This window comes from uncultured Amphritea sp. (genome assembly GCF_937127095.1).
Lineage (GTDB): Bacteria > Pseudomonadota > Gammaproteobacteria > Pseudomonadales > Balneatricaceae > Amphritea.
The window spans coordinates 148,861-165,041 of the sequence record NZ_CAKZLP010000024.1 but is presented as its reverse complement, the minus strand read 5'-3'; the positions used below and the strand labels follow the sequence as shown (position 1 = coordinate 165,041).

The window sequence follows — 16,181 nt, the reverse complement described above, 5'->3', positions numbered from 1 at the left end:
GCACCTTTTTCACAGAGTAAGAGCGACTGATGAATCCAGATACTTCGGCTGAACAACGTCAACCCCATCAGATCCTGCTGGTCGATGATGAAAAGCATATCCGGCTGGCGGCGGCTCAGACACTGGAGTTGGCAGGCTATGAAGTGTTCACGGCGGAGTGTGCAGAAAAGGCCCTGACGCTACTGAATCAGGACTGGCCCGGAGTGGTGGTCAGTGATATCAACATGCCGGGTATTGATGGCCTGGAGCTGATGCAGCGTATCATGACGATTGATACTGACCTGCCGGTTATTCTGATCACCGGACATGGCGATATCTCCATGGCGGTGAGTGCGATGCGTGATGGTGCCTATGATTTTATCGAGAAACCTTTCTCCTCTGAACTGCTGAATGATGTTGTGCGCCGGGCTGCAGAGAAACGCCGGCTGACATTGGAAAACCGGACCTTGCGTAAAGCGCTGGAAGCTCAGGGCGGAATCGGTCCGCGTATTATCGGCAACTCTCTGCGCATTCAGCAGCTGCGGGGCATGATCCAGCATATCGCAGATACGCCGGCCGATATTCTGATCCAGGCAGAGACGGGCTCCGGTAAAGATCTGGTGGCCCGTTATATCCATGAGCACAGTAACCGCCGAGAGAAAAATTTTGTTGCTATCAACTGTGGTGCTGTTCCGGAACACCTGATCGAAAGCGAACTGTTTGGCCATGAGAAGGGCGCTTTTACCGATGCAAAAAGTCGCCGTATCGGCAAGTTTGAACATGCCAACGGCGGTACTCTGTTTCTTGATGAGATTGAGAGTATGTCGCTCTCCCTGCAGGTTAAGTTATTACGTGTACTCGAAGAGCGGAAAATTGAGCGGCTGGGTTCTAATGAGCTGATCCCACTCGACATCCGGGTGGTTGCTGCCACCAAGGTTGACCTGAAAGATCTGAGCGAACGGGGTGATTATCGCGAAGACCTTTACTACCGTCTGAATGTTGTCAGTCTGGAAATCCCTCCCCTAAGAGAGCGGCGGGAAGATATCCCGATGCTGTTTCAGCATTTTGCGCTGATCGCATCGGCTCAGTATCAGAAAGAGGTGCCGCAACTGAGTGCCGAAAATATCCGCGCGCTGGTGGCACATCACTGGCCCGGCAATGTCCGTGAGCTGCGTAACATCGCTGAACGTTACGTGTTGCTTGGGCCTGCCTACAATTTCGAGGTTGTCGGTGTGGGAGAGTCAACCTCTTCGACACACAGAAGCCTGCCTGATCAGGTTGAACAGTTTGAAAAGCTGGTGCTCGAGGAAGAGCTATCCCGCAACAGCGGTTCGTTGAAGCTGACTCAGGAGACGCTGGGTCTGCCGCGCAAGACGCTGTATGACAAAATGAAAAAATACGGGCTGGATAAGAAAGACTATAAGTAGTGGGAGCCGTTAATAAGTGCCCTTATAAACGCTTTGCACAGCTACTGTAGGTCACAGCGTTTAAATAGCAGATAAAAAAACGGCGGCCTGTTGGCCGCCGTTTTTATTGCTTCAGTTAATCAAAGCTTAAACTGTCGGGCACGTTTTTCCAGTTCGTCAGCCAGGGTGTTAATTTGCACTGAGATAGAGGATAAACGAATCACCCGGTCCTTGGCGTGTTCGCTGCCCTCATTAATCTCATTGACTGCGCTTTCGATCTCCAGGGTCGCAGCACCGCTCTGTTTCACAGATTCAGAGATGCTGTGGTTGGTTTCCGCTATCGCTTCCATCTCTTTCTGAATGTTAAAGAGAACCACGGATGTCTCCTGAATCTCTTTCACATTGGACTCGGTTGCAGCGCTGGCCTGTCCCATCACCTGGGCGGCCCCTTTAGCGTTCTGTTGCAGGGAGTTGATAATGCCGTTGATTTCAACCGTTGCGTTCTGGGTGCGCTGTGAGAGCGTGCGCACCTCATCAGCCACCACGGCGAAGCCGCGACCCTGTTCTCCTGCGCGGGCTGCCTCGATGGCGGCATTGAGCGCGAGGAGGTTAGTCTGCTCAGCGATATCCTGAATAACGCTCAATACTGCGTCGATGTTATAGCTTTGCTGTTCCAGTTGAACAATCACATCGGTAGCGTGTTTGATCTGCTGTTGCAGGGCTTCAATCTTTTTCACCGTGCCTGAGGTGATCTCTACACCGCTACGGGTTTCCTGCAGTGCTTTGTCCGAGGCCTTGATCGTAACGTCTGCAGTGGCGGAAACATTCTGCGTCGCACCGTCCATCGCTATCATCGCGTTGGTCACTGCTTCTGCACGGCTGATCTGCTTTTCTGTGCCGATGTTAGCCATCTCGGTGACATCGGTGATCTGCTGGCTGCACTGTCCCAGCATCGCAATCGATTGCACTACGTGCTCGATGCTGTCATGAAAGGTTCTTAACATGCTGTTGAATGATGTCGACATCTGCCCTATTTCGTCACTTGAGTCGATAGTCAGCTGTTGGGTAAGGTCTGAGTTTTGCTCAATATCGCGGATGATGTCATTCATCTTGTTGATAGGCTTAAGCACGATGCGGTGAATCATCCAGCCTACGAGAAGCAGTGCGATGACAAACATGGCCAGTTCGACCAGCGCAATATTACGTATATTGGTAAAAATATGCTTATCGATATTTTCGAATGAGTAGGTGACCCGGACAGCGCCCAGAATTGTACCCTCTTCGACCAGATGGCAGGACAGGCAGTTGGTGCCTTTGTAGTCGGAGCTGGCGAGCATAGGCTGGACAACGGTCATACGGTGTCCTTTCTCATCATCCAGTTCGATGGCAATGGTTTCACCGTTCATCGCCCGTTTATCCAGATCGTCCTGAATATGAGAGTCAGGCGTTCCTTCCCCATACATTGAGGTAACCGCCTCACCACGAATAATGCGGGCTTCGGTCAGTTCCTTATTGCCGAGAATCTTTGACTGCAGTGCCTGCCGGTTTGCCATGGCGCCACTCAGCATCATGATGTTGATGCTATCGAAGTAGGCTTCAGCGGTGTTCTGAGTATTTTTCAGGGCAATGTCGGAGGATAGATTGGTTTCACTTTGGTAGATGACTGAGACTGATGTGATAAGAACGATTAAAAAAACAAATGCCAGGCTCAGGTTTACTTTGGTTTGGATCGCCATGTTTTATTATCCGGGTGATTATCGACTCTGGTTTCGTCACTAATATACCCTATGTGCAAGGGAGGTTGCGACAAGCGATGTCAGCATTTTGAGTACTAATAGCGACAGCGGGTTCCGGGGCGGTCAGACCTGAATATCTGCCTTTGCTGCTGTATTGGGTGGAAATCCCCCCCGGGGTATTGGTTTGTTTGGGTGGGCATCCACCCGTACTGGCTAATTAGTGATGCTTTCGTTTTTGTGAAGGTATTTTTTAACTGTTTGTTTTTAAAGTGGATAAAAAATAATCTCAAGAAATTTCAAGGTTTGGCCTGCACTTTGCAATTATTCTGTTGAGTTTATAACTGAGCGTGGGTTCTGCTGTTAGACCCGAAAAAACGCCTGAATAATTAGAAAAACTGGAGATGCAAAATGCGTTTATTATCTGCTGCCGTTACGGCAATGGCTCTGACTCTTGGTGCAACGTCTGCAATGGCCGCACCCATTGAAATCAAATTCTCACATGTAGTGGCGGAAAATACCCCAAAAGGTCAGATGGCGACTAAGTTTGCTGAGCTGGTGGCTGAACGCCTGGCGGGCAAAGCTGAAGTCAAAGTTTTCCCAAGTTCACAGTTGTTCGGTGATAACAAAGTTCTTGAAGCGATGCTGCTGGGCGATGTGCAGATGGCTGCGCCAGCGCTGTCTAAGTTCCAGAAATATACTGATAGCCTGCAGTTATTCGACCTGCCGTTCCTGTTTAAGGATATGGCCGCGGTAGAGCGTTTCCAGAGTGGCCCGGTGGGTCAGGAGATGCTGACATCACTTGAGTCAAAAGGCTTGGTTGGTCTGGGTTATCTGCACAACGGTATGAAGCAGTTGTCAGCCAGCAATCCGATTAAAGTACCTGCTGATGTGAGTGGTAAAAAGTTCCGTATTATGACCTCTGATGTGCTGCAGGCGCAGTTTGAAGCGGTTGATGCGGTACCGCTGAAAAAGCCTTTCTCTGAAGTATTTACGCTGCTGCAAACGAAAGCGATTGATGGACAGGAAAATACCTGGTCTAACATCTTTTCTAAAAAATTCTATGAAGTTCAGCCTTACATCACTGAGTCTAACCACGGCGTTCTCGACTACATGGTTGTGACCTCTGCTGAGTTTTGGAACGGTCTCGATGCAGATCTGCGTTCTGAGCTGAAAAAGGCACTGGATGAGTCGATTGCCTATGGTAATAGCATTGCTGCTCAGAAAGACAATGAAGATAAGCAGGCAATCATTGACTCTAATCGTTCTGAAGTGATCGAAATCAGTGCTGAAGATCGTGCTAAATGGGTAACTGCTATGAAGCCGGTCTGGAAGCAGTTCGCTGATGCTATCGGTCAGAATCTGATCGATGCTGCTGAAGCATCTAACCAGTAATCTGCTGTCCGGCCTTCCTCTGATGGAAGGCCGGTACTCTGCTGCAACGTGAGGTATATCCCCGCTGCAGCCCCTCAATACTTAAACCACTTGTGAGGCTGTACAGGAGAGTCACGTTGGCTCGGCTCTTGCTGATTTGCTGCAAGCTTGTCCTGTGAAGTAAACACAATAATAAGTTTTGCAGAGTTACTTCTGTTCGTTGAACGTTATTCTGTTGTTCTAAGGGGGCCGTCATGGTTCGTAATCTAGTGACACAACTGGAAGAGGCATTCCTCTCCCTGCTGCTGGTAGCGATGACGCTACTGGTATTTGCCGAGGTGGTGATGCGCTTCGGATTTAACGCTGGTATCCACTGGGCTCAGGAACTGACCCTGCTGATGGCTGCCTGGTTTGTCCTTTATGGTGCTTCTTATGGCGTTAAAGTGGGCGCACACATCGGCGTGGATGTGTTTGTTAAACTGCTGCCAACTAAAGCGCACCGTTTTTTTACTATTCTGGCGGTTGCCCTCTGCCTGATCTATTGCGGTCTGTTTCTCTACGGTTCATGGATCTATCTGAGCAAGATGAAGATGATCGGTATCGAACTGGAAGATATGCCTGTACCCAAATGGCTGGCGATGAGCATCCTGGTCATCGGCTTTGCTCTGCTGATGGTGCGCTTTTTACAGCTGGGCTGGAAGGTTATTACCAAAGAGGTTGATGGCTTTCACTTCAGCGATGAGGCTGAAGAGAGTATGGAGATTGCCAAAGAACTTAAGGAGCTTGATGCTAAAGAACAAGCAGGCAACGCTGCTAGCGATGCAAGCAATAAGGAGGGGCGGTCATGACCACTGCTGCACTATTTATCATCCTGTTTGCCTGTATGTTTATGGGCATGCCGATCGCTATCGCACTGGGTCTGTCCAGTGTGGCAACGATCCTGATGTTCTCCAATGACTCGTTGGCGTCAATTTCGCTGAAGCTGTTTGAAGCGACCTCAGAACATTATACGTTGCTGGCGATTCCGTTCTTTATTCTGTCCTCGGCATTCCTCTCAACCGGTGGTGTGGCGAAGCGACTGATTAACTTCGCCGTTGACAGTGTCGGGCATATCCGCGGTGGCCTGGCGATGGCATCGGTGCTGGCATGTATGCTGTTTGCTGCGGTTTCCGGCTCTTCTCCTGCCACTGTAGCTGCAATAGGAACTATCGTTATTGCCGGGATGGTGCGCTCCGGCTATCCGGAGTCCTTTGCTGCCGGTGTTATCGCCAATGCCGGTACCCTGGGGATTCTGATTCCGCCATCCATCGTGATGCTGGTTTATGCAGCAGCGACTGAAGTGTCTGCATCACGGATGTTTATGGCTGGCTTTATTCCGGGTCTGATGATGGGCGGTATTCTGATGATTGCCATCTATATTGCGGCCCGGATTATGAAGCTGCCGGCAGAACCGTTTCCCGGTGTCGCCAAACTGGGTAAATCATTCCTGATTGCCCTGGGCGGGTTGATGCTGATTATCATCGTGCTGGGGTCGATCTACGGCGGTATTGCCAGCCCCACTGAGGCTGCAGCGGTAGCCGCAGTCTATGCTTACCTGGTCTCGGTGTTGGGGTATCGGGATATTGGTCCGATGAAAGACATCACATGGCGCAATGAGGGGGAGGCATTTGCTTCAGCGATAGTGCGTAACCTGCTGCAGATGCTGTGGGCGATCCCTAAGTCTGCTCGCCATCCGGAAGTGCGTAAGGTTCTTCTGGATGCCTCTAAAGTGTCCCTGATGCTACTGTTCATTATTGCTAACGCGATGCTGTTTGCACATGTGCTGACGACTGAACGGATTCCACACCAGATTGCTGAAGTCATTGTTCACTGGGGACTGCCTGCGTGGGGCTTTCTGATCGTGGTGAATATTCTGCTGCTGATCGCCGGTAACTTTATGGAGCCGTCAGCTATTCTGCTGATTATGGCGCCTATTCTGTTCCCGATTGCCATGAAGCTGGGTATCGATCCGATCCATCTGGGTATTATCATGGTAGTGAACATGGAGATCGGCATGCTGACGCCGCCAGTGGGGCTTAACCTCTTTGTCACAGCAGGGATAACCGGCAAGAATATGATCTGGGTTATCAAAGCGTGTCTGCCATGGCTGAGTCTGCTACTGATGTTCCTGATGCTGATTACCTATGTGCCGCAGATATCGTTGTTCCTGCCGGAATATATTGATCAGTTAAAAGGTTACTAACGAGGACTATCAGAGAGCATTGCCTGTTAACGCCAGCAGAGACAAACGTTTTACCGGGACTGCTCAACCGCCTTACTGTTTTACAATAGACTGCTCATCCTCCCAATCCGGATGAAAAGTTATTCAGGGCCGTATATTTCGAATGAATATGCGGCCTTTTTTTATGTCGTCAGAAAATTTTGAATCCATTATAATTGCGCTCCTGTTGATCACTTGCTGATGGATTTATTGTGTTGGGCTATATTGCTGTACTTTGGGGTTTTATCGGCATTGCATTCATCTTTGGCAGTGCCATTGTGCGTATTGGTACTATCGGGCTGGATACGTTTGCTTATTCACTGAGCTGGTACCACTGGGTAGCGCTGGCGTTTAGTGTACTGTTCATGGGGTTTGCAGAGGGTTATAAAGGCTTTCAGCGCGGCTATTCACCCAGAGTGGCTGCCCGGTTACTTTATCTGCGGGATAATGTAACGCCGCTGCGATTAATTCTGGCCCCGCTGTTTTGTATGGGTTTTTTTCATATACGGCGCAAGCGGATGATCATTACTTATTGCTTGTTGTTGGGTATCATCACTCTGATACAGCTGGTGCATATGCTGCAACAGCCGTGGCGAGGTATTATTGATTTCGGTGTTGTGGTCGGCCTGAGCTGGGGTACAACATCGATTCTGTTGTTTGTGCTGAAGGCGTTTTTTACCGATAAGTTTGATCATTCCCCTGAAATGCCATAACTAAGCATACAGATTCTCTTGTTACACAAAAAAAACGCACCGAAGTGCGTTTTTTATCTAGTCCAAGAGAAACTGTACCGGTTAGCCAAGAAACAGCTTGTAGGCCGGGTTGTCGGTCTCTTCCCAGTAGTTATAGCCAATATCGCTGAGGAACTCGGCCACCAGCGGTCGTTCATCTTCCGGTACCTGTAGTCCGACCAATACCCGGCCATAGGCCGCACCATGGTTGCGGTAGTGGAACATCGAGATGTTCCAGCGGCCACCCAGTTTTTTCAGGAAGTTCATCAGTGCACCGGGACGCTCGGGAAACTCAAACCGGTAGAGAATCTCATTGGTGACTGACTCCGGTGCATGGCCGCCGACCATATAGCGAACATGGAGCTTCGCCATCTCGTTATCAGACAGATCAATGACTTTATAGGCTTCTGATTTCAGCTCTGATAGCAGCTCTGAACGGGCATCCGGACCGGCCTGCAACTGCACCCCGACAAAGATCTGAGCATCAGTATCATTGGCGTAGCGATAATTAAACTCAGTGATATTGCGTTTGCCCAGGGCGCTACAGAACTCTTTAAAACTCCCCGGTCTCTCGGGAATCTTAACGGCGATAATCGCTTCACGGTTTTCGCCCAGTTCGGAGCGTTCGGCGATATGGCGCAGGCGGTCAAAGTTAACATTGGCGCCGCTATCGATGGCAATCAGTGTCTGATTCTTTGCGGATTCCCGGGCAACGTATTTCTTCAGGCCGGCCACTGCGAGGGCACCGGCAGGCTCGGTGATCGAACGGGTATCTTCAAAGATATCCTTGATCGCGGCACAGATCTCATCAGTATTAACGGTGATGACTTCATCGACAAACTGTTTGCACAGCTCGAAGGTGTTCTCTCCGATCTGAGCGACGGCGACGCCATCGGCAAAGATGCCGACCTGAGGCAGGATGACCCGCTCGCCCGCTTCAAGGGCGGCTTTAAGGCAGGCGGAGTCTTCAGATTCAACCCCGATCACTTTGGTTTCCGGGCGCAGATATTTGATATATACCGCGATTCCGGAGATCAGACCGCCGCCACCGACCGGAACAAACACGGCATCAATCGGGCCGCTTTCCTGACGCAGCAGTTCCATCGCAATGGTGCCCTGGCCGGCGATCACATCGATATCGTCGTAGGGATGGACGTAGGTCAGTCCCTGTTCTTCAACCAGTTTGAATGAGTGTTTGGAGGCTTCGTCAAAGGTTTCCCCGTGAAGAATAACCTTGCCGCCCCGCGCCCGGACGCTGTTGACTTTGATATCCGGGGTGGTTTTTGGCATCACAATGGTGGCTTTAACCCCCAGGATTTTGGCGGACATCGCCAGTCCCTGTGCGTGATTACCAGCGGATGCGGCAATCACGCCCCGCTTACGCTCCTCTTCAGTCAGCTGAGCCATTTTGTTATAGGCGCCGCGCAGCTTGAAGGAGAATACCGGTTGCAGGTCTTCCCGCTTCAGCAATACCCGGTTGCCCAGTCGGCTGCTGAGGCTGGTTGCTTCGTCCAGAGGGGTTTCGATAGCGGCGTCATAGACGCGGGCATCAAGAATTTTCTTTATATATCGGTGAGCCATTGGATGCTTTCAGTGTCTTGCTGCGGTCCGGCTTAGGAGGCAGTGTGAATAAAGCGTTAAATGGTAATCTCTGAGAGAGTTTTCGTCTATAAGATAAAGATCAATCAGCGTATAATCTCGCCAGTTAACGACATTTATACGGGGTTTGCCATAATATGACACAGGATGAGATGAAGCTGGCAGTCGCTCAGGCTGCAGTGTCCTATATCCAGCCGAAACTGAGCAGTGATTCAATCATTGGTGTTGGCACCGGTTCTACTGCAAACTTCTTTATCGATGAGCTGGCGAAGATTAAGCATCTGTTTGAAGCTGCGGTTGCCAGTTCAGAGGCGACTGCCGAGCGTCTCAGAGGGCATGGCATAGATGTGTATGATATGAACTCTGTTGATAAGATGGAGGTCTATGTTGACGGTGCTGATGAATTTGATGGCCGGCTGAACCTGATCAAAGGGGGGGGCGGTGCGCTGACCCGGGAAAAGATTGTCGCTGAGGTGGCGAAAGAGTTTGTCTGTATCGTTGATGAGAGTAAAAAAGTTAATCTGCTGGGCGGATTTCCGCTGCCGGTAGAGGTGATTCCGATGGCCCGTTCTCAGGTTGCCCGCAGACTGGTCCAGCTGGAGTGTATGCCGGTTTACCGTGAAGGCTTCATTACTGATAACGGTAACATTATTCTCGACCTGCACGGCCTGGAGATTGAGCAGCCAGAGACTCTGGAAGCCGAGATCAATAATATTGTCGGTGTGGTGACCAACGGTCTGTTTGCCCGGAGGGGTGCGAATGTGGTGCTGATGGGGACCGCGGATGGCGTGGTAACGATTACCCGTTAACCATTATCTGTTAAGTAAGCCGTTGCCTGTAAAATAAGTATCAGACAATAAAAAGGCCTTCATAAAGAAGGCCTTTTTTATTTAACCGTAACGGCTTACAACTGCATTACATTGCCTGTACTACATGGCTCCAGCCAATAATAGCAGGCATGCAAATCCATGCCAGGGCTGCAGTGTTGATCAGGAACCAGACTGGACCTGAGCTGTCACGGAAGTTTTCGTCATGGTTTGCCATGATTATTCACCCATAGTCATTTATAGAACTGTTATGAACCGAACATCTGTGTGCCTTAGGGCATCTTTTTTAAACGATTCGGGCGGCGATTCTATCAGCATGGGGCTTTTCTGGGTAGCGATCTATTGGTCTTAATCCTTTCGGTAGTCGTATTAATATCCATTACAGGTTGTAATCTATCGTCATACAACCGGATCCGGGAGTGCTGATGATCTCCCCGACCGCCAGACAACCTGCTACTATCTAAAGAACCGGATCAGAAGAGCAGACGGACTGATATATGAGTTTGAAAGGGTTTCTACGTGGCACTTGTATTGCGGTGCTGGTGATTTTTTTAGTACTGCATACCGCCGTGCAGCTAGGGCGGGATGTAGCGGTTCAGTGGTTGCTGGATCAGGGCGCAAGCAGCGCACGGATCTACTCAGTATCGATTAACTGGTTTACCGGTCGGATAACACTGCAGGGAGTGTCTGTTATAACCCCTGAACAGCCGGAGCTGCGCCTCGATAAGCTGGTGGTTGATCTGGATTACAGCGCCCTGACAGAGCAGCGCATCCTTATCAGTGATCTGACCCTTGAAGGGATTACGCTCTATCTGCATGAGCAGCCCGACACTGAGCCGCGCCAGTTTTTCCTTGGGCCGGTGGCGCTGCCAGGGCCATCTCCGGACGATCCTGAAACGACTCCGGCTGAACCCTCCGCATGGCAGTTTGGCCTGGCGCACCTGAGTATTTCCGATTTTAGCTGGCGCTCACAACTACAAGAGGGTGATCACCAGCTACGTATCGATAACGCTGAGCTAGACACTTTTTATACCTGGCAGGAGGACGCGATCACTAACCTTTCGCTTGCCGGGGCGATCAATGGTGCCGGGTTTAATCTGAATACGCAGGGACAGCCGCTGCCGGAAACTAAGCGTTCTGAGTTGCATCTGAAGCTGGATCACCTGCCACTGCACCCATTCACTGCGCCCTTTGTCCCGGAGCTTCAGGCGACCCTGACCACTGATCTGCAACTGACTATCATCGCTGGCGAACAGATTAGTATCACTCAGCATGGCAGTGTCCAGGTGGATGATTTTAACTGGCAGCAGACCGGGTTGGATCTCAGTCAGCAGCAGCTTAACTGGAATGGTCAGACCGAGTTTAAAATGAACACCGGTAAGCCAGAGTCGGTGATGGTTGACGGTGAACTGAAGATGTCTGCGCTCGGGTTGATTGCGGATGCGATGAAACTTCAGCTTAGCGAGAGCCGCTGGCGGGGTCGCACGGATCTGAGTTTCGGTGAAGCCGGTATTCAACAGGTGGGTGTAAAAGGTCAGCTGGATATGACCGACCTTGGTTTCGATAGCGATGCGATCAACCTGACGCTGCAGGGTGGCGGTTGGCAGGGTGATACCCGTGTTAACTTCGGTACAGCTGGTATTGAGACGGTCGGAGTGGATGGGCAGGTGAATATGGCTGCGCTCAATCTTGAGGGTGATGATGGCTTGAAGCTGCAACTGGACAGCGCTGACTGGCAGGGAACGACGGGGCTGAATTTTAACCCGGCCGGAGCTGATAAGGTTGATGTTAAAGGGCAGTTAAAAACCGGCAAACTGCTTTATCAGATGGCTGAACGCCTGCAGGCTGATGTGGATACGATTGACTGGCAGGGGGGTGTCGCCCTGGCTTTACAGCAGCAACCCCCGGCGATCAGTGGTGAAAACGGTCAGTTGGCGCTGAACGGGGTTGAAGTGAAAGCGCTGCAAGGTGATCAGCAACTGGTCACGTTAAATAAAGCCCGCTTCAGTGATATCAGTTTGGCGCTGCCGGAAAAACTGAGCCTGGGCGGACTTGATGCTACCGGACTGGCGCTGTCACCGCAGGCCGAGGCTACCCTGGCAACGCTAAATCTGAAGCTCAGCGATGTTGGCTTTGTCCTGGGCAAAGCACTGACGATCAATCGGGTTGAACTGCAAAATCTGCAACTTAATGAACAGCTTAGCGCTGACAAACAACCGGTTAATGTAACCCGGCTGCAGCAGGGGATTAATACGCTGACGTCGTCAGAGGCAGGTAGTAACACTACCGACAGCACTGCTCCTACAGGCAATGCAGAACCGGCTCTGCGCGTTAGGGTGAACGAGTTACTGATTACCGGGGACAGTAAGGTTATGTTTGCCGACAACGGCACCTCTCCCCCTTTCAATTCTGAGATTCTGATCGATAAAGTCCAGTTGCAGGGGCTGGATACGGGGAGTCAGAAACCAGCTACCTTTGATCTGGGATTGAAGCTCAACAGTTTTACCACCTTCACGCTGAGCGGTGATACCGATCTTGCAGGCGGTGGTGACAGTGCCAGCTGGAAGGGCGACCTGAAACAACTTGAGCTGCCTAGACTGAGCCCCTATAGCATCGAATATACCGGCTATTATCTGCAAAATGGTCAGCTACAGCTGAATAGCAGCGGCAAGCTGAGTGCCGGGAAGATCAGTGGTAAAAACCAGATTAAGATTCACCGTCTTGAGGTCGAGCCTGCGGATCAGGAACAGATGGCGGCCTTCAGTAAGAAGTTATCGATGCCGCTGGGCACCGCGGTCTCGATTCTTCAGGACGGTGATGACAATATCGATCTGGATGTGCCGATCAGTGGCTCACTGGAAGACCCGGATTTTGGTTTGCAAAGCGTTGTTACCCTGTTGGCCGGAAAAGGCCTTAAGCAGGCCGCCTTCAGTATTCTGCTTAAATCGCTGCAACCCTACGGCACGCTGATCAGCCTGGCCGCCAGTGCGGCGAAGGATGGTAGTTTTATTACGCTGAATCCGATTGTCTTTGCCCCGGGTAGTGCTGAGCTGAATGACGATGCCGTGGACTATCTGGCGAAAATAGAGTCGATGATGACTGAGCGTAAAGGGATGCGGCTGAATATCTGCGGCCAGGCGGTGCAGCAGGATCAGACGCTAATCAGGGCCGAGGTGGAAGCGGCGAACAAAAAACGCGAGAAACCGTTCACTGCCGAGGAACTTACAGCGCAGGAGCGGCAGCGGCTGGTCGAACTGGCGCAGCAGCGTGCCGACCGGGTTAAACAGCAGCTGACGGATAAGATACCCGGCGAGCGGTTGTTCAGCTGCTTCCCGGTTCCCTCACTGAATGACCCTCAGGCTAAGCCTTCAGCTACGCTTGGATTGTAAGCCAGGAGAGTGCGTCTGGAGAGTGTGCCTGGAAGGTGCGGATGGCTTTTTATGGCTCAGCGCGCTTTATCGGGAAAGGATGCCAGCATACTTGATATTCAATGGAACGATACAACTGCTTAACAGAGACTCACCACAGAGAAAATCTTATAAATAGCGTTTCTCCGTGTCCTCTGTGCTCTCTATGGTAAACACCTCCTTATACTTCTCAGCGTCACTGCAACGTCAGTAGCTCGGGCTTTTCCCGCCTACAATAGATTGCTTTGCAGAGATTTTACATAGCTGGAGAGCGCACCAGCCAGACTTAAACCGGGAAGATATCAATTCTTCCCATAACACGCGAAGAATCTTTATATCCGCACTCATGAACTCCAGACTTGATAGTAGGGTTTATAGTCGGGGCGTATAGTCGTGCTTATATCAACTCTGTTGTAGTTGCCGGTAGCCACTGGGTCGGTGGCTGATCAGCGCAGCAAGGGTGAACAGCAGCATCCCGGTCAGTGGCAGCATCAGCCAGATCCAGGGGTGCAGTATTACCGGCAGCTCCAATAACCGATAGCTGACCAGCCCGGTGATGATCTCGGTCAGCAGCGCGGCCATTATGCCACTGGCAAACCCCAGTAGCGCGAACTCGAGGATGTCGAGCTGGCGGGTCTGTGCCGGTGTGCTGCCCAATATTTGCAACAGCGCATTCTCGCGGCGCCGCTGCTCCAGCTCCTGATAGACCAATAATTGCACCAATACTAATCCGGCAAACAGGGTTAACCCGAGAATCAGTGTTGAAGCCTGAATCAGACGTTCAATCAGCTGACTGGCCTGATCAATCCACTGGCTAACATCGATCAGAGTTAACGAGGGGAACTGCTTCAGTAGTTCGCGGCTCAAACCAGCTTGTTTATCGGTTAAGCGGAAACTGGTGATATAGGTTTGCGGATAGTTCTGCAAAACGGGGGGGCTCAGAATGACATAGAAGTTGGGGCGGAATGAGCGCCATTCCACCTTGCGAATGTTGCTGATAGTGGCGTCAAACGTTGCACCGCCCACTTCAAAACCTATCTTATCGCCCAGCGTTAAGCCCAGATCTTCTGCCAGGTCCTGTTCAATCGAGATCAGGTTTTCCTGTGTTTCAGCCGGCCACCAGACCCCTGCAACCAGCTCATTATGCTTTGGAGCATTGGCTAACCAACTAAGGTTCAGTTCTCGTTTCAGTGCGTTGTTTTCCAGTTGATTCTGATCCAGAACCCGCTCCGGAGGCTGCCCGTTAATCAGCATAACCCGGCCGCGTATCATCGGGTAAAGTGTGGTTTCAATGTCGGAATCACTGAGGAACTGATTCAGTGGCTCGAGTTCCCACGGCTGAATATTGATAACAAACTGATTCGGTGTATTCACCGGCAGTTGTGCCCGCCAGCGGTTCACCAGTTCGGTCTGGCTTAGTAACAGGCTGCTTAACAGTGTCAGCAGTAAGCACATAATCCCCAGTTGAACCCGGTGCCACTGACGTTGTTGGCGGATGCGATAGCTGAGCAGTCGTCCCAGGCGAAAGCGCCGGGCTAACAAACGTCCGGCAGGGGGCAACAACAGACTGGCACAGAGTCCTGCAAGCAGTATGGTGGCGACACTCAGCAGGATTGCCGCAAGCGCATTGATGGCCGATCCGAGATAGAGGGCGATCACCGTCCCCGTGAGCGCCAGAATAATCAGCCGTGCCGGCCAGCTTAGTCCCTGATGGCTAAGCTGATCCCGACGCAACAGTCCCATCACCGGAATCCGGCTGATCTGCAGTAATGGGGAGAACCCGATCGCTAACAAAAGCGCCAGACTCAGCAGCGGGCCGGTCGCGATTAAACGGTAATCCGGCGCGGGCAAGCCTGCCGGTAAGAGCGTCTGTAGCAACGATCCGGTGAGTTGTAGCAGCAACAAACCTGCGATGATGCCGGTCAGCGCGGCAAGCGTCCAGCCCAACAGCAGCTTCAGTAGATACAGGTGGAGTATTTGTCGCGGTCTCATGCCCAGCGATTGCAGCAGCGCACTGCGTCGATACTGCGCGCTGCTATAGCGTCTCAGGCTGAGGGTGATCAGCAGGCCGCAGAGTAAGATGCCAAATAGGGAGGTCATGCGTAAAAAGCCTGACGCGTTTTCCATCGCTCCTGATGCCATCGGCTGATCCGCATAGACAGACCAGAGGCGCTGCTGGGGTGTCAGACTTTGCCGCAATTGAGCATGGAAACCTTTGATCTGCTGCTCTGTACCGCTGAACAGGGTGCGATAACCGATTCGGCTGCCGGGCTGGATCACCCGTGTTGCGGCCAGATCTTCCCGGTTAATCAGTAACTGCGGGCTGAAGCTGCGAAAGCCTGTGCCCCGGTCAGGGGAGCTGATCACCGCAGCGGTAATTTTAAACTGCGAATAGCCCAGGGTGATGGTTTCCCCGACGGCAATCCCCATGCGTTCTAAGAGTTGTTGTTCAGCCCAGGCGGTTCCTGCTACCGGAATCTGTGTCGGCTGCGGCGGCTCTGTAATCAGCTCTCCACGCAGAGGATAAGGGGCTTCGACGGCTCTGACCGAGCTGAGCAACATCTGCTCAGCGGTGCTGACCATGGTAGAAAACTGGGTGACATTGGTATACAGCAAGCCAAGCTTGGAGGCCTCTTCGTGGAGTGCTTCGTCAATGGGCTGGCTGTCGCTAAGGCTAAGATCGGCCCCCAGCATCGTTGCACTTTGTCGGCTGAGCCCTTTTTCCAGCTGATTCCCCAGCAGCGTCAGAAAGCCCGAAAGGGAGGTGGCGAGAAACAGTGCCAGCAGTAGTGCTCGCCATTCAAAGGTCAACAGGTCGGATCGGCTCTGTTTCAGGGCCAGGCGTATAAGCTGTGTTGATTTCAT

General features: G+C 51.6%; 11 protein-coding genes. 7 read left to right on the top strand and 4 right to left on the bottom strand.

All coding sequences use genetic code 11. The features are described from left to right. The first annotated feature begins 29 nt into the window (after positions 1 to 29). Complete coding sequence (locus Q0499_RS06655; protein WP_299197503.1) at positions 30 to 1,406, top strand: sigma-54 dependent transcriptional regulator; 1,377 nt, start codon at positions 30 to 32, stop codon at positions 1,404 to 1,406. 119 nt (positions 1,407 to 1,525) lie between these two features. Here Q0499_RS06655 and Q0499_RS06650 read toward each other — a convergent pair whose 3' ends face one another. Next, complete coding sequence (locus tag Q0499_RS06650) at positions 1,526 to 3,121, bottom strand: methyl-accepting chemotaxis protein (RefSeq protein ID WP_299197500.1); 1,596 nt, start codon at positions 3,119 to 3,121, stop codon at positions 1,526 to 1,528. A gap of 408 nt (positions 3,122 to 3,529) precedes the next feature. Here Q0499_RS06650 and Q0499_RS06645 point away from each other — a divergent pair, with 408 nt between their 5' ends. The 4 genes from Q0499_RS06645 (at position 3,530) to Q0499_RS06630 (ending at position 7,465) form a co-directional block, all read left to right on the top strand. Further along, a complete protein-coding gene (locus Q0499_RS06645) occupies positions 3,530 to 4,513 on the top strand; it encodes a TRAP transporter substrate-binding protein (RefSeq protein WP_299197498.1) in 984 nt (327 codons plus the stop codon). Between the two features lie 233 nt (positions 4,514 to 4,746). Next, positions 4,747 to 5,340 carry a TRAP transporter small permease gene (locus Q0499_RS06640; protein WP_299197496.1) on the top strand — a complete coding sequence of 198 codons (594 nt, stop codon included), beginning with the start codon at positions 4,747 to 4,749 and terminating at the stop codon, positions 5,338 to 5,340. Beyond that, a complete protein-coding gene (locus Q0499_RS06635; RefSeq protein WP_299197494.1) occupies positions 5,337 to 6,734 on the top strand; it encodes a TRAP transporter large permease subunit in 1,398 nt (465 codons plus the stop codon). Before Q0499_RS06640 ends, Q0499_RS06635 begins: the two co-directional genes overlap by 4 nt. Positions 6,735 to 6,964: 230 nt before the next feature. Next, a complete protein-coding gene (locus tag Q0499_RS06630) occupies positions 6,965 to 7,465 on the top strand; it encodes a hypothetical protein (RefSeq protein WP_299197492.1) in 501 nt (166 codons plus the stop codon). An 81-nt stretch (positions 7,466 to 7,546) separates the two neighbouring features. On the opposite strand, the gene ilvA is transcribed toward Q0499_RS06630, so the two are convergent. Continuing rightward, entirely contained in the window at positions 7,547 to 9,064 is a 1,518-nt protein-coding gene (gene ilvA, locus Q0499_RS06625; RefSeq protein WP_299197490.1) for a threonine ammonia-lyase, biosynthetic, read from the bottom strand. Between the two features lie 155 nt (positions 9,065 to 9,219). Here ilvA and rpiA point away from each other — a divergent pair, with 155 nt between their 5' ends. Further along, positions 9,220 to 9,891: a ribose-5-phosphate isomerase RpiA gene (gene rpiA, locus Q0499_RS06620; protein WP_299197488.1), complete on the top strand. Its 672-nt coding sequence runs from the start codon at positions 9,220 to 9,222 to the stop codon at positions 9,889 to 9,891. Between the two features lie 106 nt (positions 9,892 to 9,997). On the opposite strand, the gene Q0499_RS06615 is transcribed toward rpiA, so the two are convergent. Continuing rightward, positions 9,998 to 10,126 carry a hypothetical protein gene (locus Q0499_RS06615; RefSeq protein ID WP_299197486.1) on the bottom strand — a complete coding sequence of 43 codons (129 nt, stop codon included), beginning with the start codon at positions 10,124 to 10,126 and terminating at the stop codon, positions 9,998 to 10,000. 280 nt (positions 10,127 to 10,406) lie between these two features. Between Q0499_RS06615 and Q0499_RS06610 the strand changes: the two genes are divergently transcribed. Further along, positions 10,407 to 13,298: a DUF748 domain-containing protein gene (locus tag Q0499_RS06610; protein ID WP_299197485.1), complete on the top strand. Its 2,892-nt coding sequence runs from the start codon at positions 10,407 to 10,409 to the stop codon at positions 13,296 to 13,298. Between the two features lie 420 nt (positions 13,299 to 13,718). Here the strand turns inward: Q0499_RS06610 and Q0499_RS06605 are convergent, their stop codons facing one another. Continuing rightward, entirely contained in the window at positions 13,719 to 16,181 is a 2,463-nt protein-coding gene (locus tag Q0499_RS06605; protein WP_299197482.1) for an FtsX-like permease family protein, read from the bottom strand.